General features: G+C 69.8%; 26 protein-coding genes and 2 pseudogenes. 16 read left to right on the forward strand and 12 right to left on the reverse strand.

All coding sequences use genetic code 11. The features are described from left to right. Positions 1-143: 143 nt before the first annotated feature. Together ABZ934_RS23740 and ABZ934_RS23745 are read right to left on the reverse strand one after the other, a co-directional pair. Positions 144-1,031 (reverse strand): alpha/beta hydrolase, encoded by an 888-nt coding sequence (locus ABZ934_RS23740; RefSeq protein WP_361316617.1) that lies wholly within the window; start codon positions 1,029-1,031, stop codon positions 144-146. After that, positions 1,028-1,651: a TetR/AcrR family transcriptional regulator gene (locus tag ABZ934_RS23745; RefSeq protein ID WP_361316620.1), complete on the reverse strand. Its 624-nt coding sequence runs from the start codon at positions 1,649-1,651 to the stop codon at positions 1,028-1,030. The genes ABZ934_RS23740 and ABZ934_RS23745 overlap by 4 nt, the downstream gene beginning before the upstream one ends. Before the next feature lie 487 nt (positions 1,652-2,138). On the opposite strand from ABZ934_RS23745, the gene ABZ934_RS23750 reads away from it, so the two are divergent. Continuing rightward, on the forward strand, positions 2,139-3,512 hold the full coding sequence (locus ABZ934_RS23750; RefSeq protein WP_361316622.1) for an amidohydrolase family protein: 1,374 nt from the start codon (positions 2,139-2,141) through the stop codon (positions 3,510-3,512). A gap of 87 nt (positions 3,513-3,599) precedes the next feature. Here ABZ934_RS23750 and ABZ934_RS23755 read toward each other — a convergent pair whose 3' ends face one another. The 4 genes and pseudogenes from ABZ934_RS23755 to ABZ934_RS23770 all read right to left on the reverse strand — a co-directional run bounded on the left by ABZ934_RS23755 (position 3,600) and on the right by ABZ934_RS23770 (position 10,015). Beyond that, a complete protein-coding gene (locus ABZ934_RS23755) occupies positions 3,600-5,327 on the reverse strand; it encodes a thiamine pyrophosphate-dependent enzyme (protein ID WP_361316625.1) in 1,728 nt (575 codons plus the stop codon). Between the two features lie 70 nt (positions 5,328-5,397). Further along, positions 5,398-6,978 (reverse strand): FMN-binding glutamate synthase family protein, encoded by a 1,581-nt coding sequence (locus ABZ934_RS23760; RefSeq protein WP_361316812.1) that lies wholly within the window; start codon positions 6,976-6,978, stop codon positions 5,398-5,400. Positions 6,979-7,211: 233 nt separating this feature from the next. After that, a pseudogene (locus tag ABZ934_RS23765) lies at positions 7,212-7,561 on the reverse strand (helix-turn-helix domain-containing protein). A gap of 54 nt (positions 7,562-7,615) precedes the next feature. Continuing rightward, positions 7,616-10,015 (reverse strand): glycoside hydrolase family 2 protein, encoded by a 2,400-nt coding sequence (locus tag ABZ934_RS23770; protein ID WP_361316628.1) that lies wholly within the window; start codon positions 10,013-10,015, stop codon positions 7,616-7,618. A 281-nt stretch (positions 10,016-10,296) separates the two neighbouring features. Between ABZ934_RS23770 and ABZ934_RS23775 the strand changes: the two genes are divergently transcribed. Genes ABZ934_RS23775 through ABZ934_RS23785 form a run of 3 tightly spaced genes read left to right on the forward strand, consistent with a single transcriptional unit; the run spans position 10,297 to position 11,968 of the window. Next, entirely contained in the window at positions 10,297-10,725 is a 429-nt protein-coding gene (locus tag ABZ934_RS23775; protein ID WP_361316630.1) for a hypothetical protein, read from the forward strand. Further along, on the forward strand, positions 10,722-10,979 hold the full coding sequence (locus ABZ934_RS23780) for a helix-turn-helix transcriptional regulator (RefSeq protein WP_361316815.1): 258 nt from the start codon (positions 10,722-10,724) through the stop codon (positions 10,977-10,979). Before ABZ934_RS23775 ends, ABZ934_RS23780 begins: the two co-directional genes overlap by 4 nt. Further along, the gene (locus tag ABZ934_RS23785; RefSeq protein WP_361316633.1) at positions 10,976-11,968 is read left to right on the forward strand and encodes an NAD(P)-dependent alcohol dehydrogenase; all 993 of its coding nucleotides are present in this window, start codon (positions 10,976-10,978) and stop codon (positions 11,966-11,968) included. Before ABZ934_RS23780 ends, ABZ934_RS23785 begins: the two co-directional genes overlap by 4 nt. A gap of 286 nt (positions 11,969-12,254) precedes the next feature. On the opposite strand, the gene ABZ934_RS23790 is transcribed toward ABZ934_RS23785, so the two are convergent. Together ABZ934_RS23790 and ABZ934_RS23795 are read right to left on the reverse strand one after the other, a co-directional pair. Next, positions 12,255-12,476, reverse strand: a complete 222-nt coding sequence (locus ABZ934_RS23790; RefSeq protein WP_361316636.1) for a helix-turn-helix transcriptional regulator — start codon at positions 12,474-12,476, stop codon at positions 12,255-12,257. Continuing rightward, positions 12,476-12,961: a DUF2975 domain-containing protein gene (locus ABZ934_RS23795; protein WP_361316638.1), complete on the reverse strand. Its 486-nt coding sequence runs from the start codon at positions 12,959-12,961 to the stop codon at positions 12,476-12,478. The genes ABZ934_RS23790 and ABZ934_RS23795 overlap by 1 nt, the downstream gene beginning before the upstream one ends. Before the next feature lie 207 nt (positions 12,962-13,168). Here ABZ934_RS23795 and ABZ934_RS23800 point away from each other — a divergent pair, with 207 nt between their 5' ends. From ABZ934_RS23800 to ABZ934_RS23815, 4 genes and pseudogenes are all read left to right on the forward strand, one after another. Then, entirely contained in the window at positions 13,169-13,678 is a 510-nt protein-coding gene (locus tag ABZ934_RS23800) for a RidA family protein (RefSeq protein WP_361316641.1), read from the forward strand. 242 nt (positions 13,679-13,920) lie between these two features. Then, entirely contained in the window at positions 13,921-14,082 is a 162-nt protein-coding gene (locus ABZ934_RS23805; RefSeq protein ID WP_037792689.1) for a hypothetical protein, read from the forward strand. Between the two features lie 385 nt (positions 14,083-14,467). Beyond that, complete coding sequence (locus ABZ934_RS23810; protein WP_361316644.1) at positions 14,468-14,671, forward strand: cold-shock protein; 204 nt, start codon at positions 14,468-14,470, stop codon at positions 14,669-14,671. Positions 14,672-15,001: 330 nt separating this feature from the next. Then, positions 15,002-15,106 (forward strand): annotated as a pseudogene (locus ABZ934_RS23815) (CBS domain-containing protein); the annotation flags it as partial. Between the two features lie 308 nt (positions 15,107-15,414). Here ABZ934_RS23815 and ABZ934_RS23820 read toward each other — a convergent pair. Further along, a complete protein-coding gene (locus ABZ934_RS23820) occupies positions 15,415-15,969 on the reverse strand; it encodes a hypothetical protein (protein ID WP_361316647.1) in 555 nt (184 codons plus the stop codon). Between the two features lie 90 nt (positions 15,970-16,059). On the opposite strand from ABZ934_RS23820, the gene ABZ934_RS23825 reads away from it, so the two are divergent. From ABZ934_RS23825 to ABZ934_RS23840, 4 genes are all read left to right on the forward strand, one after another. After that, entirely contained in the window at positions 16,060-16,572 is a 513-nt protein-coding gene (locus ABZ934_RS23825; RefSeq protein WP_361316650.1) for a PadR family transcriptional regulator, read from the forward strand. A 244-nt stretch (positions 16,573-16,816) separates the two neighbouring features. Beyond that, entirely contained in the window at positions 16,817-17,095 is a 279-nt protein-coding gene (locus tag ABZ934_RS23830; protein ID WP_361316652.1) for a polyprenyl synthetase, read from the forward strand. Further along, on the forward strand, positions 17,088-18,140 hold the full coding sequence (locus ABZ934_RS23835) for a polyprenyl synthetase family protein (RefSeq protein ID WP_361316654.1): 1,053 nt from the start codon (positions 17,088-17,090) through the stop codon (positions 18,138-18,140). Before ABZ934_RS23830 ends, ABZ934_RS23835 begins: the two co-directional genes overlap by 8 nt. Positions 18,141-18,164: 24 nt before the next feature. Continuing rightward, a complete protein-coding gene (locus ABZ934_RS23840; RefSeq protein ID WP_361316657.1) occupies positions 18,165-19,328 on the forward strand; it encodes an oxygenase MpaB family protein in 1,164 nt (387 codons plus the stop codon). 37 nt (positions 19,329-19,365) lie between these two features. Here the strand turns inward: ABZ934_RS23840 and ABZ934_RS23845 are convergent, their stop codons facing one another. Together ABZ934_RS23845 and ABZ934_RS23850 are read right to left on the reverse strand one after the other, a co-directional pair. Then, positions 19,366-20,316 carry an aldo/keto reductase gene (locus ABZ934_RS23845; RefSeq protein ID WP_361316659.1) on the reverse strand — a complete coding sequence of 317 codons (951 nt, stop codon included), beginning with the start codon at positions 20,314-20,316 and terminating at the stop codon, positions 19,366-19,368. A gap of 131 nt (positions 20,317-20,447) precedes the next feature. Then, positions 20,448-20,795, reverse strand: coding sequence for a transglycosylase family protein (locus ABZ934_RS23850; protein ID WP_361316662.1), 348 nt, complete (start codon positions 20,793-20,795; stop codon positions 20,448-20,450). A gap of 427 nt (positions 20,796-21,222) precedes the next feature. On the opposite strand from ABZ934_RS23850, the gene ABZ934_RS23855 reads away from it, so the two are divergent. After that, entirely contained in the window at positions 21,223-21,867 is a 645-nt protein-coding gene (locus ABZ934_RS23855; RefSeq protein WP_361316665.1) for a dihydrofolate reductase family protein, read from the forward strand. A 100-nt stretch (positions 21,868-21,967) separates the two neighbouring features. Beyond that, positions 21,968-23,059 carry a PP2C family protein-serine/threonine phosphatase gene (locus ABZ934_RS23860; protein ID WP_361316667.1) on the forward strand — a complete coding sequence of 364 codons (1,092 nt, stop codon included), beginning with the start codon at positions 21,968-21,970 and terminating at the stop codon, positions 23,057-23,059. 103 nt (positions 23,060-23,162) lie between these two features. Here the strand turns inward: ABZ934_RS23860 and ABZ934_RS23865 are convergent, their stop codons facing one another. Next, complete coding sequence (locus tag ABZ934_RS23865; RefSeq protein WP_361316669.1) at positions 23,163-23,990, reverse strand: helix-turn-helix transcriptional regulator; 828 nt, start codon at positions 23,988-23,990, stop codon at positions 23,163-23,165. 160 nt (positions 23,991-24,150) lie between these two features. On the opposite strand from ABZ934_RS23865, the gene ABZ934_RS23870 reads away from it, so the two are divergent. Next, positions 24,151-24,930 carry an NAD(P)H-dependent oxidoreductase gene (locus ABZ934_RS23870; protein ID WP_361316672.1) on the forward strand — a complete coding sequence of 260 codons (780 nt, stop codon included), beginning with the start codon at positions 24,151-24,153 and terminating at the stop codon, positions 24,928-24,930. Positions 24,931-25,116: 186 nt separating this feature from the next. Continuing rightward, entirely contained in the window at positions 25,117-25,641 is a 525-nt protein-coding gene (locus ABZ934_RS23875; protein WP_361316675.1) for a DinB family protein, read from the forward strand. Positions 25,642-25,704 lie beyond the last annotated feature (63 nt).

Here is a 25,704-nt window from a genome sequence, read left to right on the forward strand (position 1 = left end):
AACGGTGCTCAGCGGATTGCAAGGGCCGGCCCGGGCCGGCCCCCGGGGGGCGGGCCGGCGGGCCGGACGCCTTCGTCGGCAGGCGCCCGTGCTTTCCGAGGGCTTCTCCCCGCTAGGGCCGTTCGTCGGCCGCTCCTCACCGGTCATCCCCAGCGTGTGTCCTCCCGAGGGCTTCTCGCCACCTCCAGGAACGGGACGATGGCGTCGAGGAAGTGCTCGTTGCGATCGCCGACCACCATGTGTCCCGCGCCGGCCACATCGACGCGCCGCGCACGAGGGACCCTGGCGCAGAACTGGTCGGCGACTTCTTCGCTCACCACGTCGCTGATCCCGCCGCGGACGAGCAGGATCGGTACGTCGGCGTGACGTGCGGCGCGAAGGAGCCGCTCCGCCATGCCCGGCGGGTCCATCCGGCCTTCGAAGCTGTCGAGCAGACGGGGGTCCCAGTGCCAGACCCAACGGTCCCCGTGGCGCCTCAGGTTGTTCCGCATCCCCTCGGGGCCCGACGGATGCCGGCGGTGCGACAGGTGGGCTGACGCCGCCGCGGCCGCTTCCCCCACGTCGGCGAATCCGTCCGGGTGGTCGCGCATGAACGCGACGATCCGGTCAGATCCGCGGGGATCCGGCCGATGCGCCACGTCGACGAGCACCAGGGCGCGGATGGCCGCCCCGGGTGCCTCTCCGGCCGCCAGCAGCGAACTCAGGCCCCCGAGCGAGGCACCGATGAGCACCGGAAGCTCGCCGAGTTCCGCGACGATCGCCCGGACGTCCTCGGCGAACACACCGAGGTCGTAGTCGCCATCGGCCGACCATGCGCTCGTGCCGTGCCCCCGCAGGTCCGGGGCGATCACCCGCCACCCCAGCGTGGCCAGCCGGGGGCCGGTCCGGTCCCAGGCGTGCCGGGTCTGGCCGCCGCCGTGCAGCAGGACGAGCGGGGGAGAGGACGCCTCTCCCCACACGTCCGCCGCGAGCCGGATCCCGCCGTGGCCCGCGAAGTTCCGGAACCGGGGCGCGGCACCGCCGGCTGTCATAGCGCCTTCCGGGTCCGCAGCGGCGCCGACAGTTGCTCGCGGTAGGGATCGGCGGCCGCCGCGGCGAGTACGACGTCCAGCGCGAACAGGGCCCGCGCGAGGAACCGGTCGTCATCGATCAGGGCGGCGACCCACTGGTGCAGCGCACCCACGCACGCGGCGCTGACCACGGCGGCCAACGCTTCGGTGTCGACATCGGCACGCAGGACACCCTGCGCTCGTGCGCCCGCCATCGCCCGGCGGAGCCGGCCGAGCGGACTGCGGTCGAGTACGAGGCCGCTCTCCTCCCAGCCGCGCACCATGCGACGCGACACCACCGGGTCCCCCACGAACAGCCGGACGGTCGAGCGGACCACCTCCCGTGGGTCATCGGTGCTCAAGTCGGCCAGGCAGCGCTCCAGTTCGTCCATGAACCCGTCGGCGAGCGCCTCCCAGATCTTCTCGCGGGGTCCGATCAAGTTGTACACGGTGGCCGGCGAGACCTCCGCCCGTGCGGCGATCCGCTCCGTACTGAGAACCGTTTCCGGGCTCTCCCGCAGGAGTTCGCGCGTCGCGTCGAGGATCCGCGACCGTCTCCGCGCCTTGTGGTGCTCACGCAGTCCACCTCCGGCTGTCCGCATGCGACCACGCCCCTTTCCAGAAACTTAGAGAGCCTTCTAAAAATAGAGGTCCCTCCAGAAGGGTTCGGGCAAACCTCCGCAGAGCTGGGGCTCGCGCGCCGTTGTCGATGTCGATGTCGAGGCCGAGGCCGAGGCCGAACGGCGCGCGGCGCTCGGCCTGTTGGGCCTGAGTCATGGCCGGCCGTGTACGTATGCCCGCCGCGGAGTTCAGACGAGCTTCCACAAAATGTTGACGCACCTCTATCGCAAGGCTGCTTCAAGGCGGACCATCCAGGTATCCGCCAGGCCGCCTGACACGCCGTCGGCCGGCGGCAAGTGACCTGCCTGTCCTGCGCCCGTCGGGAGGTATCACGACATGGATCCGCTCAGCGACTGTCCCGCCACCCCAGCAGCTCAGCCCCGGACCCCGGCTCAGCCTCCGCCCCTGCCCCTGCCCCTGCCCCGGACCTCGACACCGAGCCGCCGCGGCGTTCTGACCGGCCTGGGGATGGCCGCGGCCACTCCCTTCGCCCTCGGCGCCGGGTGGGCACCCCCGCGAGGCCTGACGCCCGTTGGTGAGGGCGCGCCCCTGACCCGGCCGACCCCGACCCTGCTCCGCAACGCCTCCCTGGCGCTCACCATGGACGGCACGCTCGGCCAGGGGCCGTTGGGGACCGTCGAGCACGCGGACGTCCTCATGCGCGACGGTGTCATCGCGGCCGTCGGCACACGGCTCCCGGCCCCGCCGGGCACCCAGGTGATCGACGCCTCCGGCAAGCTGCTCATGCCGGGGTTCGTGGACATCCACACCCACCTGTGGCAGTCCTCGATGCGCGGCGGCTGTGCGGACCGCGATCTGTTCGGATGGCTGGCCGACTGCAACCGGGCGACGTTTCCCCGGATCACGGCGACCGACATGTACCGGTTCGTGCGCCTGGCGGCCCTCGACACCGTGCAGTCCGGCGTGACGACCGTCGTGGACTGGGTGGACGCCATCCCGTACGACACCACCGTCCAGTACGTACGGGCCCTGACCGACACCGGAGTGCGCTTCGTCTACGCCATGTTCCAAGCCGAGCCACAGGCGGCCCTCCTGACCCGGGTGAAGAAGGAACTCATCGACCCGGTGCCCCTCGCCTCGGCGCAGATCGCCACCCACGCCGCGCGGGCCCTCGAAGGACTCAACCGGCTTCACTGGGACATCGCCCAGGACTTGGACGTCATGCTCAACAGCCACGTGCTCGAACGAGCCGAACAGCGGGCGGACGACCCGATCGGCGTCCTGGCCGACATCGGCGCGCTCGGCCCGCGACTGTTGATGAATCACGCGATCCATCTGAGCGACGACGAGATCGCCACCGTCGCCTCCCACGACGTACGGGCCGCGCACTGCCCCTTGAGCAACATGCGGCTGGCCTCGGGCGTCATGCGGCTGCCGGACCTCGGCCGATCCGGCATGAAGGTCGGGCTCGGCCAGGACGGCGGCACCAACGACACCTCGGACTTCTTCGCCCTGATGAAGACCGCCATCGGCCTCCAACGGGCACGTGCCCTGAACGCCGGCGTCTTCCCGCAGGTCCATGACGTGCTGCGGTCCGCCACCCTCGGCGGCGCCGAGGCGATCGGCATGGCCGACAGGATCGGCTCGCTGACCCCGGGCAAGCGGGCTGACGTCATCCTCATCGACCCCGCCGCACTCAACTTCGCACCGCGCTTCGACTGGGTCGGCCAAGTCGTCTTCAACGGACGCCCCGAGAACGTACACGCGGTCTTCGTCGACGGCCGCCCACTCAAGCTCGACGGCCGCCTGGTCGGCGTGGACACCGGGTACGTCGTACGAGAGGCCGAAGCAGCCGCCGCCCACCTCCGGGACACCGGGTGACCTGCGACAACCGGTAGGTGTCCACACCGCTTGCGGGCCCGGCCACCTGGCCGGCCCCGCAAGCGGTACACCGGCATGCGGCCCCGGTCAGTCCCCGCGGTCGGGCAGGATCTCCTTGACCTTGGCCACGGCGAAGCCCCAGCCCTGCGCTACCGTCGGTTTGCCCGGCACGGCCACTTCCTCGGGGTTGGTGAGAACGTCCAGCAGGACGGGGCCCGGGGTCTCGAAGGCCCGGCGTACCGCGTCGTTCAGCTGGGCCGGGTCGGTGACCCGGATCCCCGTCAGGCCGAGGGCCGTGGCGACCGCGGCGAAGTCGGGGTTGTCGAGTTCCGTACCGAACTCCGGCAGGCCCATCTGCTCCTGTTCGAGCTTGACCATGCCCAGCCGGCGGTTGTCGAAGACGACGAGCCTCACCGGCAGCCGGTACGTCTTGATCGTCATCAGGTCGCCCAGCAGCATGCTCAGGCCACCGTCCCCGCAGAAGGCGACGACCTGCCGGCCGGGTGCCCAGAGCTGGGCTCCCAACGCCTGGGGCATCGCGTTGGCCATCGACCCGAGGTTGTACGAACCGATCAGACGCCGGTTGCCGCGCATCGTGACGAAGCGGGAGAGCCAGACGGTCGCCATACCGGTGTCGGAGGTGAAGACGGCGTCCTCGTCCGCGTACGCGTCCACCGCCGCGGCCAACGCCTCGGGGCGGATCTCGTGATCACGGTTGTCCAGCGCCGCCCGCAGCTTCCCGGTCAAGCGCCGCTCGTGCGTGGGATCGGCCAGTCGCCGCTGCCCTTCCTGCCACGCGACGAACCGCTTGCGGGCGTCGTCCAGATGGGCCCGGTCGGGGACCGTCTTCAGTAGTGGCAGCAGAGCCCGAAGCGTGGCGCCCACATCGCCCGCCAGGCCCACGTCGACGGGGGTCCGGCGCCCCAGGTGGTCCTCACGAGCGTCGACCTGGACCACCTTGACACCCTCCGGGTACCACTCCCGGTACGGGAAGTCGGTCCCCAGCATGAGGAGCGCGTCCCCGCCGTCGAGCGCGTGGGCGGCGGCGGGGTTTCCGATGAGGCCGGTCTGGCCCACCTGGAAGGGGTTGTCTTCCTCGAACCCCTCCTTCGCCTTCAAGGTGAGCACCATGGGCGCGGCGAGCGACTCTGCCAGCTCCATGACCTCGGCGCGGGCCCCGCGGGCACCCTGCCCGACGAGCAGGGTCACGCGGGACGCCTCGTTCAGCACTGCGGCGGCCCGCACGAGCGCCGGGTCGTCGGGGCGGGTGACGGCGCGGTCGAGGGCGAAACGCGTGGGACGCTCGTCGGCCGGCTCCTGGTCGCCGAGGTCCGCCGGAACGGTCAGCACCGCCACGCCGCCCCGCGTCACCGCGGCCCGTACCGCGGACTCGAGCAGGCGGGGCATCTGGTCCGGGGAGGTGACGGTGGCCCGGAAGACGGCCACGTCACGGAAGAGGAGGTCGTTGTCGACTTCCTGGAAGTAGTCGCTGCCGATCTCGGAGAGGGGGACCTGACCACAGATCGCGAGGACGGGAGCATGGCTCTTGGCGGCGTCGTAGAGACCGTTCAGCAGGTGTACGGAGCCGGGTCCCACCGTACCCATGCACACCCCGAGGGTCCCGGAGAGCTGGGACTGCGCGGCGGCGGCGAAGGCCGCGGCTTCTTCGTGACGGCAGCCGACCCACTCCAGGCCGTCGGTGGTGCGGATGGCGTCGGTCAGCGGGTTCAAAGCGTCTCCGACGACGCCGAAGACATGCCGGACGCCCAGCTCCTCGAGTGCGTCGACGATCACGTGGGCGACGGTACGTGCCACAGAAGTGCCCTTCGGTCCGGTTACGGCTCCTCGTTGCGGGTGCCGGGATCAAGAGGTGAAGCGGTCTGGATCAGCTGGTGAAGCGGTCTGGATCGGCCGCCGCCCAGTCGCCTGCCCAACCTTCGGGCACAGATGCGAGCAGCTCTCCGGGGGCGAGCCAGGCATGGAGTTCGGCGTAGGAGCGGACGGTGTGCGGGTCCACCCGGTGCAGCAGCATGTGGGGCCGCAACCCGCTAGCGTCCTCGACGCCCATCGACGCCATGATCTGGAGGGCGCTCTTGACGGTCGCCTCCTGGTAGCGCCGTACGCGCTGCGACTTGTCACCGACATCCACGGCGCGGGCGCGCCTCTCGTCCTGGGTCGCGACGCCGACGGGGCAGGTGTTGGTGTGGCAGCGCTGCGCCTGGATACAGCCGATCGCGAACATCATGGCGCGGGCGGCGTTGGTGTAGTCGGCCCCCTGGAGGAGGCGCTTGACGAGGTCGCTGCCGGTGGCGACCTTGCCCGAGGCGCCGATACGGATGCGGTCGCGCAGCCCGGTGCCCACGAGCGCGTTGTGCACGGTCATCAGCCCTTCGCCGAGCGGCAGCCCGACGTTGTCGGCGAACTCCAGGGGCGCGGCTCCCGTTCCGCCCTCCGCCCCGTCGACGACGATGAAGTCGGGCGTGGTGTCCTCCTCCAGCATGGCCTTGCACACGGCGAGGAACTGGCGTCGCGAACCGACGCACAGCTTGAACCCGACGGGCTTGCCGCCGGCGAGTTCACGCATGCGGGCCAGGAAACGCACCAGCTCGCGCGGGGTGGAGTACACGCGGTGGTACGGCGGCGAGATCACGGTCCGGCCCTGCGGCACCCCGCGCACCTTCGCGATCTCCGCGTTCACCTTGGCTCCCGGGAGGACGCCGCCGATCCCGGGCTTGGCACCCTGGCTGATCTTCAACGACACGCATCTGACCTGCGGGTGCGCGGCCTTCTCGGCGAACTTCCGCTCGTCGAAGCCTCCGTCGTCCGTACGACAGCCGAAGTATCCGGTCCCGATCTCCCACACGAGGTCCCCACCCGGGCGCAGGTGATATTCGGACAGGCCGCCCTCACCGGTGTCGTGGGCGAAACCGCCGAGCCGAGCCCCGGTGTTGAGGGCCGACACCGCGTTGCCCGACAGGGAGCCGAAGCTCATCGCGGAGACGTTGAGCAGGGCCATGTCGTACGGCTGGGTGCAGTCGGGACCGCCGATCCGGACCTTGGGCGGATCGGTTCGCACCGGGAGCGGCGCCATGGAGGGGGTGAGGTACTCGCTGCCCGGCCGGTAGAGGTCGAGTTCGGTGCCGAACGGTTCCTCGGCGTCGGTGCCCTTGGCGCGCTCGTAGACGATGCTGCGGGTGTCCCGGTCGAAGGGGCGGCCGTCGAAGTTGCGCTCGATGAAGTACTGCTGGATCTCCGGCCGCAGTGCCTCCAGAGCGAACCGCAGATGCCCCAGGAGGGGGTAGTTCCGTAGGACGGAGTGTCGCCGTTGCAGGAGGTCGTGCAGGGCGATCAGTACGAGCGACAGCAGGGGTACGGCCGCGGCCCACCACCAGGGCGAGGCGAGGACGGCGGCGGCCGAGGCGAGCGCCGTCGCCGAGCCGAGCAGGACGACCGGAAGTATCTTCAGCACGCTCCGCTTGTGTCCGAATGGGGCTGCGCCAACCCCGACACCCGAACGCGGAAGTGTCTCATCGGTCACCCCCGAGGGCACCGGCCGCCGGCCCCGCACGGCACGGTCCGGAGTCCGCCGTCAGGCTATCGGGTGCCGGGCTGCGGGTGTCCGACCCTTCTCCGCCTTTGCCGTGGACGGAGACTGCGCACGGCCGGGTCGGCCCGAAGACCACTGGGCGACCTGAAGACTCACCCGCTGTTTCGCTCCTGGGCAGCCAGGATCTCATCGCCGTGCTCGAAGGCCCAAGAGCCGAAGGCGTCTATCGGACCGAGCAATGTCCGTCCCAGGGCGGTGAGTCCGCACTCCACACGGGGTGGCGCTTCGCCATAGGCGTGTCGTTCCACCAGACCGTTGAACTCAGCCGCCGCAGGGTCTCGGTCAAGACCTCGGGGCGAATGCCGCCGATGCGCTCGCCGAGTTCGCCCGGTCTCAGTGGACCATCCCGCAGGACCCACAGCATGGCTGAACGCACATGCGTACGGAGCGCTCGACGTCGGGGGCACGAAGATCGCCGGGGCTCCCGTCGAGCCGACGGCACAATGGCGGCGCGCGTGCCGGCAGCGCGCCACCTCGACGCGGGCAGGGGAAGCGCTCACGCCGCTCCCACGCTGAACAGGGCGCCGCGGGCGGCTTCGGCGTCGTCCCCGGGCCAGCCCGTCACGGTGATCCGGGTCTCCTCGCCGGGGAGCAGGGTGATCAGCCCACGGTCCGCGACGGCTCCGGGCGCGAGCCGGTCGGCCTGCAGCAGGAGGTCCCGGACCACGGTGCGGGCGGTGACGACCACGTCGACCGGGCCGTCCCCGGCACCGGACTCGATCCGTACGTCGTACTCAGGGAACGCGTAGCCGAACTCCTTGTCCACCACCGGGAAGTGGACCGCGCGCAGGCCGTCGGCGTCGGCGACGAGGAACTCGTTGGTGGAACCCTCCGCGGGGAGCAGCTGCGCCGGGACCACCTGCCTCATCACCGTGCGCGCGTCGGCCTCCAGGGCGAACCCGGCCTCTCGCAGCACCGTGCCGTCGGCGTCGAGGCGGCGCAGGGTGACCGTGGTGCCCCAGGGCGAGCCGGATTGGTTGTCCAGGACCAGCACGGGCCCGTCGTCCGCGGGGAGGAGGGCGAGCACGCGGTCGGCGTACACCCGGCGCAGCTCGTGGTAGAGCGGCTTGCGGCGGCCGTCGCCGTCGATGGCAGCCCAAGAGCTCCCCGGCCAGCAGTCGTTGAGCTGCCACACCACCGTGCCCGCGCACACGGGCCAGTTGGCCCGCCAGTGCTCGATGCCCGCGGCCACGGCCCGCGCCTGGACCACCTGGGCCAGGTAGTGCCAGCGGTCGAAGTCCCCTTCGGGAAGGCCGAAGTGGCGCTCGATGCCCCGGTTCAGTTTTCCGTTGCCGTCCTCGGCCTTCTGGCGGTGAAGCATGCCGGGCGAGTCGGGGGCGAGTTCCTCGCCCGGCAGCGCGCGGCGCAGCGTCGCCAGGGCGGCCGGCGCCTGCCAGCCGAACTCGGCGCAGAAACGTGGGACGTCCGCCCGGTAGTCGGCGTAGTCCCGGCGGTTCCACACCTCCCAGGAGTGGTGGGTTCCGTGGCGGGGGTCGTTCGGGTGGTGGTCCCAGGAACCGGACCAGGGGCTGCCGGCCGTGTACGGGCGGGTGGGGTCCAGCTCGGCCACGACCCTGGGCAGGAGTCCGAGGTAGTAGCCCTCCCCCCAGGAATCGCCGGCGAGCGGTTCCTCCCAGTCCCAGTCGCGGAAGCCCCACAGGGTCTCGTTGTTGCCGTTCCACAGGACCAGGGCCGGGTGCGACATGAGCCGGACGACGTTGTCGCGCGCTTCCGCCTCGATCTCCCGGCGCAGCGGTTGCTCTTCGGGATACGCGGCACAGGCGAAGAGGAAGTCCTGCCAGACCATGAGTCCGAGCTCGTCGCACACGTCGTAGAAGGCGTCGTCCTCGTAGATGCCGCCGCCCCACACGCGGATCAGGTCGACATTGGCCTCGGCGGCCTGGGTGAGCCGGGTCCGGTACCGGTCGGGGGTCACGCGCGAGGGCAGGACGTCGTCCGGGATCCAGTTGACGCCCCGGGCGAAGATCCGTACTCCGTTGACGACGAAGGTGAAGGGCGTGCCGTGCTCGTCGGGGGAGCGGTCGACGGTGACCGTGCGGAAGCCGATGCGGCGCTCCCAGGTGTCGAGCGGCTGCCCGTCCTCGTCGAGCAGGGTCACGGTCAGGCCGTACAGCGGCCGGTCGCCGTACCCGCGCGGCCACCACAGCTCGGGTTCCGCGACGTCCAGGCGGAGGACGGCCTCGTCGTCCTCGAAGGTGGTCCGCGCCACGGTTCCGGCGACGGTGGCGCTCAGGGTGAGGGGTCGGCCCGCGCCGCTCGGGGTGCGCTCGGTGCGGACCCTCAGCTCGACCCGCCCGGTGGTGCCGTCCGCGGTGACGAGGGGGCGCACTTCGGCGAGGCGGCCGGTCGACCAGTGCTCCAGTCGTACCGGACGCCACATGCCGGCGGTCACGACGGTCGGGCCCCAGTCCCAACCGAAGCCGCACGCCATCTTGCGGATGTACTGGAAGGGTCCCGGGTAGACGTTCGGGCGCTCGCCGGTCAGGGCGCGGACGCGGTCGGCCTCCTCGTACGCCGACGCGAACCGGACTTCGAGCGGGCCCGTTCGCCCGGTGACGTCAAAGCGGTGGAGGCGGTGCATGTTGCGGGTGCCGCCGAGGCCTTCGCCATCGAGGACGACCTCGGCGGCGGTGTCGAGGCCCTCGAAGACCAGGTGGGCGCGTTCGTGCCCGCTGTCGTGGCGCAACTCGGTGACGTAGCTCCACTCCTGGCGCCCTATCCAGGCGACCTCGGTCTCGTTGTGGCCGATGAAGGGGTCGTGTACGACCCCGGCGGCCAGCAGATCGGTGTGGACGCAGCCGGGGACGCGGGCGGGGAGCAGGGCGTCCCCGTGTCGCAGGATCCACCCCTCGTCGAGCTGGGTGACGTCCTTCATGGTGTGCGGCTCCAATCGCCTTCGGGGCGTGAAGTGCTCCAGGCGCGTGCGGCGTCCGACGCCACCGTGCCGCCGTCAAGAGCATCGCCGAAGAGCCGGGCCGGCGCCCCACGCTCTCCACCCGAAGCGCCAAAGACTTTACCGCCAGGGACACACGCCTCTGTGCGGGCGGCCGGCGCGGCGACGGTCGGGAGCGACTCGGACAGGTCAAGAATTCTTGACATCATGTCGAAGTTGACTGACACTCCGGATGTCTGGTTTTCTTGACATGGGGAGTGGGCGTGGCAGTCGAAGAGAAACGTGCCTGGAGCATGCTGGTGATCGCGGCCGGGTCGTACGCGGTGTATCTCTGGGTGGTGTTGGGACGCTCCACGACAGTCGAACTGTCCCGGGCGCCCTACGTCGAGGCGCTGCTGTGGACGATTGGACTGTCGATCGCCGCGTCGATCGTCTCCCATACCGTGATCGCCGCCTCCACAGCGCGCGAGTCGAACGTCAAGGACCAGCGGGACCGGGAGATCCACCGCTTCGGCGAGTACGTGGGCCAGGGGTTCGTGGTCGTCGGAGGGATCGTCGGACTGGTCCTGGCCATGGCCGAGGCCGAGCCCTTCTGGATCGCCAACGCCATCTTCCTCGCCTTCGTCCTGTCGTCGGTGCTCGGCTCGGCGGTCAAGGTCATCTCCTACCGGTTCGGCTTCCACCCGTGGTGAAGGCGACGAGGGTCACCAACACCATTCGCGCCCAGCGGTTCGCCCACGGCGAGATGACCCAGGCAGAGCTCGCCCGCCGGATCGGCGTCAGCCGCCAAACGGTCATCGCCATCGAGCAGGGCCGCTACTCACCGTCCTTGGAAATGGCCTTCCAGATCGCCCGGACCTTCGGGGTCCCCCTGGAAAGCGTCTTCCAGTACGCGGCCCCGGCCACCGGCCCGGACCAAGCCGGCAACGAGGGAGACACCAAATGAGAGCCATCGTCCAGGACGTCTACGGATCCACCGACGTCCTGCGCCTCGACGAGATCGACCGGCCCGTACCCGGTCGGGGGCAAGTGCTGTTGCGCGTCCACGCGGCCGGCGTGGATCAGGGAATCTGGCACCTGATGGCCGGCATGCCCTACGCCATCCGCGCCGCGGGCTTCGGCCTGCGCGCGCCCAAGCAGCGGGTACGCGGCATGGACGTCGCCGGCCGTGTCGAGTCCGTCGGAGCGGGCGTCACCCGCTTCCGTCCGGGCGACGAGGTGTACGGCACCTGCGCCGGCTCCTTCGCGGAGTTCGCGTGCGCGGACGAGGACGAGTTGGCCCCGCGGCCGGCCCGCCTCACACCCGAACAAGCGGCGGCCGTCACCGTCTCCGCGCGCACCGCGCTCCAAGCCCTGCGCCTCGGCCGGCTGGAGCCCGGCCAGCGGGTCCTGGTCATCGGCGCCGCCGGCGGAGTCGGCACCTGTGCGCTTCAACTCGCCAAAGCCCTCGGAGCCGCCCACATAACCGCCGTGTGTAGCGGTCCCAAGGCGGACCTGGCCCGCTCCCTGGGCGCCGACGACGTCATCGATTACACCTGTGAGGACCCCACCGACGGCGTCCAACGCTACGACCTCGTCCTGGACATCGCGGGGAACCGCCCCCTGACCCGGCTGCGACGGATCCTGACTCCCCGGGGGAGCCTGGTCATCGTCGGCGGCGAAACCGACGGCCGCTGGACAGGCGGAACCCAACGTCAGCTCTGGGCGCTTCTGCTGTCCCCCTTCACCCGCCACCGCCTGCGGGTGTTGGCCTCCGCCCACCGGTCCGAAGACCTGCGCACCCTGGGGGAGTTCATCGAATCCGGCGCCCTGACCCCGGCCCTCGACCGCACCTACCCCCTGGCGGAAGTACCACAGGCGATAGACCGCCTCCGGGCGGGCGAGGCCCACGGCAAGATCGTCATCCGCGTTCACCCCGGCCCCTCCATCGGCTGAAACGGACCAGCACCGAGCCACCGGGTCGCCGTCGCGCTCGTGGAGCTACGCCCCACCGCCGCGTAGCGGGGCGGCGAGCGTCCATCGCCGGGAAGCCGCCAGGCCGGCGCGCGGTCCTGCTCCGCGAGCGGCACCCCCGCCTCGGCCGGAGCCGCGACGACGCGACCAAGGGCCTCCGGCTCGTCGCCGGTGAACCCAAGGTCCCGCCGACCGTCGAGGCGCCGGCAGGGATGGATGCCGGCACGCTGCTCACCGCCCAAATCAAGATCAGCGGCAACAGGGCACGTCATCCGCCTGGGGTGTCCTCGGCCTCCCAGCGCAGGAGGTCGCCCGGCTGGCACTTGAGCACCTCGCAGAGCGCGGCGAGCGTCGCGAAGCGCACCGCCTTCGCGCGGCCGTTCTTGAGTACCGCCAGGTTGGCCGGGGTGATCCCCACACGGTCCGCGAGCTCTCCCACGGACATCTTCCGCTTGGCCAGCATCACGTCGATGTCGACGGCGATCGGCATCAGATCACCTCGTCCAACTCGGCCTGCATGTGCGCCGCTTCGACATCGCGGGCGACGGCCTGGGCGAGCAGCGTCCGCAATACGAGCACGATGAGCGCGACCCCCAGGATGGCAACGCCGACCCCGCCCATGATGACGGTGACACCGGGGTCCTCCCGCTGGCCCGGCGCATTGACGGCCGTGACCGCGAACCACACCAGGGCAGCCGCCACGATCGCGCCGATCACTCCGTCCACGTACCGGAAGGCGGCGTGGGAGAACACGGTTCCGCGTCGCACCATCGTCACCAGCCGCCATACGCAGACCAGGGCGACCTGGACCGTCACCATGCCCGGGATCGTGATCAGGCGCAGCGTGCTCAGCGGGAGTGAACCGTCCTCCGGGTCGGTGGCCAACGCCCAGACCATCAACGCCTGTACGAACACGGTGCCGGCCAGCACCAGCGCGAGCACGGCGCGCAGCGCGCCCACCGTCAGCTTTCCCATGACCCGTCCTTCCATCGACTCGCGATGTAAATCTATCGAATGTCGATAGGTGAAGCAAGCGTTTGAGGCGGAGGTAGGCGGTGGTGGGCCCGACTCGTGTTCCGGCCGTCGATTCGACGCGCAATCGATTGCTATTCGAGGGGTTCTCGCTTGTGCGCTGTCATCGTCGTGGCGCCAGGTTCCACTGGGGACGAAAGGACAAAGGGAATGACCAAGTCAGGGCGCAGGTTCGGCATCGCTGCTGTGGTGGCCGCGTTGGTGGCCGTGATGATCGCCGTCGTGGGACCGCAGGGAGCCAGCGCGCAGGACCAGGCGCGCCGAGGCTGGGACCACTTCGGGTTCGGGGTGCCGTGGGAGGAGTCCTACGGGTACTCGCAGGCCATCAGAGCCGGGGACACGATCTACATCTCGGGTCAGCTGTCGCATGACGCGGCCGGGAACCTCGTGGGCGTCGGCGACTTCGAGACGCAGGTGCGCACGTCGTTCGCCAACCTGGACAAGGTGCTCGCGCATTACCGGATCCCGCGCAGCCAGATCGTCAGCATGAAGATCTACACCAAGGACCTGCGCAAGAACTTCGACACGGCCGCGAAGCTGCACAAGGAGTACGTCGGCAACCACCGCACGACCGACACCATCATCGGTGTCACCGACCTGGCGTTCCCCGATCAACTGGTGGAGATCGAGGCCACCGCACTGGTGTCGCCGCGCTCCTGACCGAGCGGGCCGCGCGGCGACCGCCGCGCGGCCCCTCGGCGCGTCGCCCGCTTCGCCGGGGCCGGCCCGCCCCAAGTCGACCCGTATCGGCTGACCCATGAGGCTCCGTCTCCGTGGTTCGCAATTCGGACACCTGCGGCGCGGCCCGTTCTCTTGCCCGCCTGCCGAGGTAAGAAACACATAAAAATCGCATGCATGCACGGGGTTCCGACGGGCAGAAGGCGCTTCGGAGGTTGATAACTATGGTTCCCCTGCTTCTCGTTCTTCTGCTCGCTCTGATCCTCTTCGGTGCCGGTTTCGCGGTGAAGATCCTCTGGTGGGTCGCCATCGCGGTGCTGGTGCTGTGGCTGATCGGTTTCGTCGCCCGCCCGAAGGGTGGTAGCGGCCGCTGGTACCGCTGGTAGCCGTATGGCGGCAGTGCGGTGGTGACATGCAGGGCGGTGGCCTGCCATCCCTTTCCGGGGTGACGGGCCGCCGCCCTCAACATATTCTCTGCGCTCCCGGCAGGCTGGAATCTGTGACCGCGAGGTGAGGGTTGAACGTGCGGCGCGGAGAGGGTCTCGACGGTATTAAGCGAGTGGAGTATTCGACGCACGAGGGGCCGTAGCCGCGTGCTACTGTCGATCTCGGTTGCAGTCGTGGTTCCCACAACTTCAAGCGCTCCGGCCGGTCTGCGTGCCATACGGGAGTGCTTTACATTCCGGTGATTTCCGGTTGGGGCATCATCGCGGCGACACGACGTCTGTGCAGCAGTGCGGATGCCGTGTACCGCCCCCAAGGAGATCTGACATGGCATCTGGCATCGTCAAGTGGTTCAACCCCGCCAAGGGTTTCGGCTTCATCGAGCAGGACGGTGGCGGTCCTGACGTGTTCGCCCACTTCTCGAACCTCGCCGCCCAGGGCTTCCGCGAGCTGCTCGAAGGGCAAAAGGTCACCTTCGACATCGAGCAGAGTCAAAAGGGGCCGACGGCCGAGAACATCGTCCCTGCCTGACGCTGACGCGCCTTTTGCAGCTGGGGCCCGCATCCCTCGGGGTGCGGGCCCCAGCTGCGCGCATTTCGCGCACTTGTTTCATCTGTGAGATGTCCGCCCTCTTCGGCGCCTCCGACGGTGAAGGTCGCTTCCGATCCGCGGCACGCCGATTTCCTGATTCGATGTTCGCTTGACGTCAATCCGCGCAACACCTGCACCGGTATCGGTTTCCTGCGGTCAGGGTTTTGGGTTTTGCTTTGGGATTCATTCCGACCTGTTCATGTGATTCGCCGCGCCGTTTCTCGCTGCGGGAATTCCGCATCGGCCGCCCGGCGCGCGGTCTGTGCCGATATGGCGGTCGAAGCGGTTCTGTTCGTCATGGACGGCGCCCGCACGGGACATCTGCTCACCCGCGACGAGGACGGCCTGTGCACCGCACCGGTCACCCGCGCCCAGTGGGGCTCGCAGTGTCCGCCGGTAACAGGCGCGTTCGTACGAGCAGGGTCATCTCGGGGAGGGCCGCGCCGGGGCCCGTGTGCGCTCGTGGGCGCGGTCCGCCCGGGTGAAGCTGTCGGTGCCTGGCCGGCGGGCGGGCGCGGTATGGGACGGCCCGGCCGTCGGCCCGTCATGCGGTCGGCCGTGGCCGTGCGGTCACCGAAGAGCCAGTGGCCGCCGGCGGCGTCGTCCGGGTCGGTGGCGCCGAGGTCGTGTGTGATGATCTCCGCGCCCGGCGGGACGAGTCGTCCGGGTGGTGCCGGGGGTGCTCAGCGGTTACCGGCCTTGGCCTGGGCGGCGGCGACGTAGCGGACGGTGAAGAGCATGGGGACGACGAACCCGGCGGCCTGGACGAGCGTTCCGGTTGTCGAGTGCCCCTGACCCGCGTGGGCGAGGGCCGCGAGCGCGCCGGCCGTGACGGTGAAGCAGACGGTCCACACTCCGGTGATGACGACGTTGATCCGGACGAAGCGCCGCCGGCCCCAGACCTCGCGCGGAGTGGTGCGCTTGGCGATGCCCAGGGTGAAGGGCTTGCGCACCAGAAGTGAGGCCCCGGCGATGAGGGCGAGGGTTGCCGAGGAGAGGGCCGCCGAGTAGGGGTGCACGGCCGAGTGCGGGTCGGCGAAGGCGATGACCGCCAGGGCGGCGAAGAAGGCCGCCGAGCCGGTCTCCATGATCAGCGCGTCGAGGTGGACCCCGGTCCGGCGCTGCTGGACGGTCACCACCACGGCCACCAACAGCCCTGCGAGGGCGCCCCACTGCCATTGGGCGGACGGAAACGCCGCGAAGACGATCCACGGAAGAAAAGTGCGGACGTACGACATCAAGGCCCCCGGGGTCATATTCCTGTGCTGACATGTCTAAACTAGAATCTCTGTCTCGACATGTCAAGAGTGGAAGGTAGGCTGAGGGGCATGAGCCTTCGACACGCCCTCCTCGGACTCCTGTCAGAGCGCCCGGCCAGCGGGTACGACCTGCTGAAGCGCTTCGAGACCTCACTGGCCAACGTCTGGCCCGCCACGCAGAGCCAGATGTACACAGAGCTGACCAAGCTCGCCGACGCCGGGCTGATCAGCGTCTCGGCGCAAGGCCCGCGCGGGCGCAAGGAGTACACCCTCACCGACGAGGGGCTGACGGAACTGCGCCACTGGCTGACGGAGACCAAACCGCAGCGCAACACCCGCAGCGACATCCTGCTGCGGGTCTTCTTCCTCAACGTGATCACTCCCGACCAGGCCCGGGGCTACCTCACGGGGCTCATGGAACTGTCGCGGCAGGAGCACGAGGACCTGCGCCGGCTGGCCGACTCCATCGACTGGGGCGACGACCCGCTGTCGGTGAACGGGAAGATCGCCCTGGAATACGGCCTCCGCTTCAATGCGATGCGCCGCGAGTGGGCCGCGTGGGCGGCCGACCAGATCCGCTGAACCAGCCGGAGCCGGCCGACGGGCCGGCTCGGGCGGTCGGCGGCGCGAAGGCCCGTGTCCGAACATGTGCGACCTCGTACGGGTGAAGGCATGGCCTTTTTCGGCGTGGCCCGTGGTGCCGCACTCGACACTTGCGGCGTTGGGCTGCCGCCTGGTTGCAGAACCGCGGGCCGGAAGTGCGGTGGCGCGGACGGTCGAAGGACCCGGGCAGCGGGCGGGACGCGTTATGCGAGGGAGACATCTCGTGGCACATGATGAGGGCCGTGTGGCGGACCTGGCCGAGGATGTCGTGGCCTTGGCGGCCGGCCTCGCCGATCTGGCGTTCAGCGGACTGAGCGGCGCCGTGGGAGCCGTCAGCGGCCTGCTGCGCCGCGCCGATCTCGGGGAACTCCTCGCTGACGGCAAAGAGGAGACCAAGGCGCGTGGCCGTCTGTTCCTCGACCGGCATGCGGCGGCGCCGGCGCACCTGGAACTCTTGGCCCGCTCCGTCGCCGCACGCCAAGCGGAGGGCGGCGGTGAGTGAACGTCAAGAACACGCCCTATTGAAGAAGCGCATCGACCGGGTCCTCAGCGCGTTCGTCACCGCGGAAGCAGAGGCGCTGACCGACATCGACACCTGTCTGGCGCCGGTGTCAGAGCAACTCCATGCCGCGACCCGCCAGGGCAAGCGACTGAGGGGGGCGTTCTGCTACTGGGGCTGGCGGGGGACCGGGCAGCCCGACAGCGAGGCGCTGGTGCGAGCCGCCGGCGCGATCGAACTGGTCCACGCCGCCGCCGTCGTGCACGACGACCTGATCGACCGCAGCCGCATCCGGCACAACCTCCCCACCGCGCACATGGCCCTCCGACAAGCCCTCACCGGGCACGCACGACCGAAGTCCGGTGCCCGGGCCCTGGCCATGCTGGTGGGGGATCTGTTGATGTCGATGGCCGGCCAGTTGTTCACCACGTCCGGCCTGCCCGGTGCCTTCCTCGCCAGGGCCCGGCCGATGTGGGCAGTCCTCGCCCGTGAACTGGTGGCCGGTGAGTGCCTGGAGGTCATGCGCACCGGCTGTGAGCCGGACCCGGACGCTTCGGTGAAGGTGATCCGGTACAAGACCGCCAAATACACCGTCGAACACCCTCTGAGGATCGGCGGCCTCCTTGCCGGCGCCCCACCACGGCTGATCCAGGCGTACAGCGACTACGGCCTGCCACTCGGCGAGGCGTTCCAACTCCGCGACGACCTCCTGGGCCTGTTCGGCGATCCCCGGCAGACGGGCAAGTCCGCGACCGACGACCTGGCAGGCAACCGCCCGACCGTCCTGATGGCCCACGCCCTCGCCCGTGCCACCGAGGCGGAACGGGACGAGCTGCACCTGCTGCTCGGCCGGGCGGACCTCACCGAGCAACAGGTGGATCGGGTCCGCGACATCGCCCACAACACCGGGGCCGTCACCCGCGTCGAAGACATGATCACCGCCCGGCTGCGCGAAGCGCTGGACGCGCTGGCGGACGCCGAAGTGACCGGCGAAGCCCGCCGCGCACTGTCGGCCCTGGTGACGTCGGCGGCCACCCGCACGCACTGACCTCCCTCCCACCGGAGCACTTCGATGACAGACAACCCGGCGTCCATGGACGCCCTGCGCGACCGCGGGGACGAACTCGCCGACGCGACCGTGGCGACACTGTTCGGGCGCGGAGAGGTCGGCAAGTTCAACACGCTCATGCGCTACGTCTCCACCGTCGGCCAGGACCTTCCGGAGGGGCTGCCCGACATCGCCCGTGAGTACCTGCACCAAACCAGCACACCGCCCGACTGGGTGGACTGGGCCGAGATGGAGAAAGCACGGCTGTTCTTCATCGACAACAACGTCCACATCTCCACCGCCCTGTCGTTCGCCTCGATGCCCGCGTGCTACGTCGTCCCCCACGTCGCCAAGCTGCTCTCCGCCACCCACTCGCTGAACTACCCCTCCAAACGCATGGCGGAGACTGGCCAGTTCACCGTCTACCTCATGCGACCCGACGCCTTCGAGGCCGGCAGCCGCTTCATCCCCGCCGCCCAAAAGGTGCGCCTGCTGCACGCCTCCATCCGCCACCACCTCAAGCGCGAGGGCCGTTGGGACACCGCCACCCTCGGCACACCGATCTGCCAAGAGGACCTGATCGGCGGGCAGATGATGTTCTCCATCCAGGTCCTCGACGCCTTGCACCGCCTGGGCATCCACATGAGCAACGAAGGCGCCGACGCGTACTACTACGCCTGGCGGGTGGTCGGCGCCATGCTCGGCGTCGACCAGGACCACGTCCCCAAGGACCTCCACCGAGCCCGCGCGTTCTCCGACTCGTACATGACCCGCCACATGGGCCCCAGTGAGGAAGGCGTACAGCTCACCCGACGGCTCATCGACCTCTACGAGGACGTGGTGCCCGGCACCCTTTTCGACCCGGTGGTCTCCGGCCTGATCCGCTACCTCATCGGAGACACCTGCGCCGACTGGCTGGGAGTACCCCGCAGCAACTGGGACACCGTCGTCAAAGCCGCCCCCGCCCTCCTTGGCCTACTGGAAACCATCGAGGACAGATCACCGTTGGCAGCCTGGGCCCTGGACCGTGTCGGACACCTGACCAGCATGCTGGAACTGTCCTCCCTCACCCGAGGTCGGGTCATGCACTACGCCATCCCCGAACAGCTGAAGAAGGACTTCGGAGTCAGCGGAACCATCCCGCCCAAAAGCCGCTGGACCCCACCCCCGGCGACCATCGGGCAGTAGCCACAGCAGCCGACCGCCGGTGTCTCACCGTCTTGTGTCAGGGCAGCGGCTCGCCGCGCGCGGCGAGCCAGAGGGCGTACCATTCCTCGTGGTCCAACTCCGGTGGCCGTCCGACCGCTTGGCGGCAGGCCCGGATCCGTGTGGGATCGGAGGTTCCGATCACCGGTGCGATGCGGGCCGGGTGTCGCTGGAGCCACCAGAGCAACACCGTCTCGGGGGTGACCCGCTTACGTTCGGCCAGGGCGGCGAGCAGTTCGGCGGCAGCCCGCTCCTGAGGGGTCTCCTGCCGCCCGGTGAACCGGCCCTGGGCCAACGCGCCCCATGCCTGCAACCGGATGCCGTGGTCGCGGCAGTGTTCGAGGGTTCCGAAGGGGAAGCCGTTGGTCGCCGCGGCGGGGGTGTTGAGCAGGATCCCGGCCTCGACCCAGTCCCGTTTGTGCAGGCTCATCTCCAACTGGTTGACGGCGATCGGCAGTCCGAGCCGGGCCTGGAGCACCGCGATCTGCGCCGCACCCATATTGGACACACCGAACCGGCGCACCAGGCCCTGGGCGTGCAGCGAGGTCAGGGCCTCCGCGATGTCGTCCGGATCCGCGAGCGGGTCCGGACGGTGGAGCAACAGGACGTCGATCACATCGGTGCGCAGCCGGGTCAGGCTCTCCTCGACCCGGCGCGGGATGCTCTTGCCGCGAAGGTCGTAGATGCCGGGGCGTTCGCCGTCCTCCAGCCGGATCCCGCACTTCGTTTGGAGCGTGATCCGCCCGCGCAGTGCGCGGTCGCGGGCGAGGAGTTCACCGAACACGGCTTCGGACTTCCCGTGGCGGTAGATGTCGGCATGGTCGAAGGTGGTGATCCCGATCTCCAGGGCGGCGGTGACCGCCGCCTCCGCCGCCTCGATCTCCGCAGCACCGTAGGGCTCTGGTCCCCAGGTCCCGCCCAGGCCCATGCACCCGTACAACGGCCGGCTCGCACTCGCGTTCGTCGTCACACTCCGACCTTACTTGCCGTGTCCGACCTCACGCCGACGGTCGACCGGGACGCCCCGCGACCTGCGGTGGTGGGTACCGCCGGCGCCACGTGCTGCCGCGAGACCCGGCAAGGGTCGGCAACGTCGCGGTGCTAACGGCGGGCGCACGTCCACGCGTCCATGCCCTGCATCCGGGCCAGTCTCTTGGCAACGGTGATCTGCTGTGACTTCGTCGCCAGGTCCGCCCTCGCCGCGTACCTGAGGCCACCGGCGGCCTTCCAGCTCGATCGGGTGAACTGCAGACCTCCGTAATGCCCGTTGCCGGTGTTGGCGCGCCAGTTGCCACCGGACTCGCACTGGGCGATCGCGTCCCAGTCGGCGTGAGGTTTCGCCAAGACCGCAGCATCGGCACCGAACAGTATCGACTGACACAGGAGCGCTGCACTCAGAAGCGTCATGAGGGTGGCTCCGGTTCGCCGGCTGTCCTGGGAACGAGACATACGTCCTCCGTGTCCTGCGCGTCGTCCGTAGGACCGGCCCGGAAATCCGTGCCGGTCCTACGGCGGCCTCCGTGGCCTTGTACGCAGCACAGCACGCCGCCCCGTCACTCCCGGTCCTTCTCACCGAGGCGAACGGGGGACGCCACCCGTACAGCGGCTGCCTCGCCGCCCGCCCGGCCGTCCGTACGCAGCGGCGACGGCGGTCACCCCGGGCGTGAGATCCAGGCAACGATCATGGAACGGACGCTACCGGCACCGGCCGTGTCCGGGGGGCGTCGGGGCAGCCGAAGATCCGCAATGGCTTCCGGCCGGTCACCCCCTCGCCGGGGTGAAAGCCCCGAGATGCTCCAGGCCGGCGAGGCGATGAGTTTGCGGGCACCCACAGGTCTATCTCTTGACGAAGACAACGACTCATCGGGAGCAAGCCATGGGCCTCATCGACATCGAGATGTTCGCGACCCTCGACCTCGTCGGGCAGGCGCCCGGCGGCCCCGACGAGGACCCGGTGGGGTTCCCGTTCGGCGGCTGGCAGGCGCCTCTGCTGGACGAGGTCGCCGGGGCGCAGGTCGATGCCGCGTACGAGGGCACGGACGCCCTCCTGCTCGGCCGGCGGACGTACGACATCTTCGCCGCCTACTGGCCTCACCAGCAGGGTGGCAAGGACAACGAGTTCGCCACGCTTTTCAACAGCGTCCCGAAGTACGTGGCCTCTCGCGGCACGCCCCACCTCTCGTGGGCCGGGTCCACGCAGCTCGGCCCGGACCTCGCCGCCGCGGTGGGTGAGATCCGTGAGCGGCACGAGCACGTGAAGGTCGTCGGGAGTCTGAACCTGGTGCAGACCCTTCTGCGCGAGAAGCTCTTCGACCGTCTCGATCTGTGGCTGCACCCGATCGTGCTCGGCGTCGGGAAGAAGGTGTTCGACGAGGGCGCGGTGCCCACCAACGTCACGCTCCTCGCACCCCCGGTAGCCAGTCCGAAGGGCACCGTGTACCTGCGCTACGGGCTGGCCGAGGGCATTCCCGCGACGGGCGACATGAGCGCACCCGATCGCGGGCTCGGCAGCGATCACTGAGGGACGGATCACGGCGGGGAGGAGCGGCAGGGACGGGCTGCCGGCCTCGTCCGTCGGGGTCGGAGTGCTGTGCCCTCGTTGCGCGGATATTCTGGGAAGCGTGATCGAGTCTGGACGGCTGCGGCTCCGTAGGCGCCCCGGCCCGGGAAGACTTGTGCGGCTGTCGCCGGTCATCCTGACCGTCGTGATCGCCAGCCTGGCATATGCCACTCCGCCGGAATTGGCCTTCAGCCGCCTCCTGCCCGCGGCGCCGGCACTCGCCGCCGCCATGTGGCCGGTGCTCCCCACCGTCCTGCTCGGGACGGTCTGCCTCTTTCTCATGATCGGCCTCAGCCTCGTCTTCCCCGATCTCGGGACGTGGTGGACGGCCGGGGGGATCATCGCGGTCACTGTGGCCGCCGCGTACGGCAGCCATGCCCGGCTCCAGCGGGAGCGCACGCTCTTCCAGGTACGGCTCGTCGCCGACGCGGCGCAGCAGGTGGTGCTGAGCCCTCTGCCGCGCCGCATCGGCGGCATCGAGATCGAGTCGCTGTATCTGGCGGCCGCGGCGGAGGCCCGCATCGGCGGGGATTTCTACGAGGTGGTCGACACTCCCTACGGGGTCAGGCTGCTCATAGGCGACGTGCGGGGCAAGGGTCTGCCGGCAGTGGGGGCGGCCGCGGCGATCGTCAATGCCTTCCGGGAGGCGGCCTACGGCGAGACCGACATGGTCGACGTCGCACGCAGGCTGGACGCGAGCAGCACCCGGTACAACGCCGCCTTCCCCCCCGAGGGGCCGATGGAGCGCTTCGCCACCGCCCTTCTCGTCGAGATCCCGCACGACGGCAGACGTATCGACATCCTCAACTGCGGACACCCGCCGCCGTTGCTCCTGAGCCGCGGGAAACTCCGTGTCCTCGAGTCCGCCACCCCCTCACCCCTGCTCAGCCTCGCGGCACTGATCGGCGATGACTACAACGTCGACACGTTCGACTTCGCGCCCAACGACCTGCTGCTCCTCTATACCGACGGGATCGCCGAGGCCCGCGCCCGCGACGGCGAGTTCTTCCCGCTGGCGGCTTGGATGCGTCGACAGCCTCCGACACCGCCCCGCGAACTGCTCACGGCTCTTCACCGCGACCTCCTCCACTACAGCAGAGGACGCCTCGACGACGACATCGCCGCCCTCGCCGTACGGCTGCGCGAGCCCTGAGGCAGGAAGTCCCGGCGAGCGGCCGAGGCCGCACCGACTCGACACCTGCTCCTGCCGGAGCGGCCCCCTGTGAGGAGGCGCTCGGCGGGCAGCCGGGGCCGCTTCACTGGGGAATGCGGTCACCGCCGGTCGCGCCCAGGCCCGCGAGCAGGCGCAGCCCGTCCTCGGCGGCGCTGCCGGAGGCCGCGGAGAGCACCAGCAGCTCCATGCCGGATTCGTCCGGTAGCGCGAAATTCTCCTGGTGCAGTTCCAACACCCCGACCAGCGGGTGCCGGTACACCTTGCGCCCATGCGTGCGGGCACGCACGTCCGCGCGGGCCCAGAGGCGGCGGAAGCGCTCGCTGCCCATCGCCAGCTCGCCGATGAGCGAGGCGAGGCGGGGGTCCTCGATGTACTTGCCGGCGGCCAGGCGCAAGTGCCCGACCACGTCGCGGGTGCAATTCTCCCAGTCCGCGTACAGGCCGTGCTCGGCCTCCTCAAGGAAGAGGTGCCGGGCGATGTTGAGGCCCGGCAGCGGCCGGCCGAAGAGGAGCCCGGCGAGGCGGTTCCCGGCGACCACGTCCAAGCGGTGGTCCATGATCAGCGCGGGTGCGTCGGCGACCAGAGCGAGTACGCGCAGCGACTCCGGCCGGACCCGCCCGCCCGGCGCCTTGGCGCGGCGCAGGCGCTGCCGGGCGAGCCGGTCGAGGTGGCCGCGTTCGGTCTCGTCGAGGCCGAGTACGCGGGCGAGCGCGTCGAGGACCTGCTCGGAGGGCTGCGTCGCGCGGCCCTGCTCCAGGCGTACGTAGTAGTCGACGCTGACTCCGGACAGATGCGCGACTTCTTCGCGACGCAGTCCTTCGACCCGCCGACGGCTGTCCGTGGGGATGCCGACGGCTGCCGGGTCGACCCGGGAACGTCGGGTTCGCAGGTAGCCGGCGAGATCGTCCATGCCCCCCAGTATGACCTCGGCAAAGCTCGCGAGGGTGGCCCTGTCGATACCAGGAAGTCCCGTCCTACGGACGAGGCGCCCCTGAATACCGGCCGCCGAGACACCCAGGATCGAAGGCGTCGATCCGAATCCGGCTTGAATCCGATCCGAAGGAGTTCCCATGAAGACGCTGATCGTCTACGCCCACCCGGAGCCGAAGTCGCTCAACGGCTCGTTGAAGGACCTCGCCGTGTCCACACTGGAGAACGCCGGGCACGAGGTACAGGTGAGCGATCTGTACGCGATGCGGTGGAAGGCGGTCGTGGATGCCGCGGACTACGGCCCGTACGCCTCAAGACCGCTGAAGGTCGCCCTGGACTCGGGACGGGCCTTCGACGCCGGGACGCTCACCCCGGATGTCCTCGCGGAGCAGGAGAAGCTGCTGTGGGCGGACACGATCATCTTCCAGTTCCCGCTGTGGTGGTACACGATGCCCGCGATCCTCAAGGGCTGGGTGGACCGGGTGTTCACGTACCGCTTCGCATACGGCGTCGGTGAACACAGCGACACCAAGTACGGGGAGCGCTTCGGCGAAGGAACCCTCGCGGGCAGAAAGGCGTTGCTGTCGGTGACCGCCGGCGGCCCGGAGTCCCATTACGCCGCTCGCGGGATCAACGGCCCCATTGACGACCTCCTGTTTCCGATCCACCACGGCGTCCTCTACTACCCGGGCATCGAGGTGCTGCCGCCGTTCGTGCTGTACGGCACCGATCGGATGACCGGCGAGGACTACACGGATGTCGCCAAGGCATGGGAGCAGCGCCTGCTCACCCTGGAGACGACCGAGCCGATCGCGTTCCGGCGGCAGAACTTCGGTGACTACGAGATCCCCTCCCTGCACCTGAAGGAGGGGCTGGAGCCCGCGGGCCGCACGGGTTTCAGGCTGCACGTGCACCGCTGACCGCCGGCGTCATGCGGGCCGGTGCGACGGGCACCGGCCCGCAGACCGAGCGGGGCGGTGTCCACGTGTGGAACTCCACCGGGACCGACGGCGGAGTCCGGGTGGGCATTGAGCCACCCCACGCCCAGCCAACCGGGATCGGGGATCCTGCCTGGCGCGCGCGGACGGGCTTGTTAGTGTGCCTGCGTGACGGCTTGTGCGGAATGCGGCTTCGAATACGACCTTGCGCTGGTTCCTTCGATGTCCGCGCTCGTCAGGACAACCGCGGACGCATACGTGGACGTGCTGCGAGCCGAACCGGGGGTACTGCTGCGGCGCTCGGCCCCGGAGGTGTGGACACCTCTCGAGTACGCCTGCCATATGCGCGATGTGCTGCTCGTCCAGCGGGAACGAGTCCTGGCCGCCCGACGTTGTGACACGCCGGTCGCCGAGCCCATGGGCCGCGACGAGCGGGTCGAGTACGACGGATACGCCGAGCAAGAGCCCACCGATGTCGCCCGCCAACTGCAGGACGCGGCGCTGCTGTTCGCGAACGTTCTGGACCGGCTGTCGCCCGCCGATTGGGAGCGCGCACTGATTTACACCTATCCCGAGCGGAAGGAGCGGTCTCTGCGCTGGGTCGCCTCGCACACCCTGCACGAGCTGCGCCATCACCTGCTCGACATCCGTCGCCAGCTGGAACAGGGCTCCGCTTCGCAACCGCCTCCGTGACCACGGCCGTCCCACCTCGTCCCGCCCGCCGTGGCGGAGGTCCGCCGCCGGTGCGCACCCTAC

The sequence above is a fragment of the Streptomyces sp. NPDC046557 genome (genome assembly GCF_040645975.1).
In the GTDB taxonomy this organism is placed as follows: domain Bacteria; phylum Actinomycetota; class Actinomycetes; order Streptomycetales; family Streptomycetaceae; genus Streptomyces.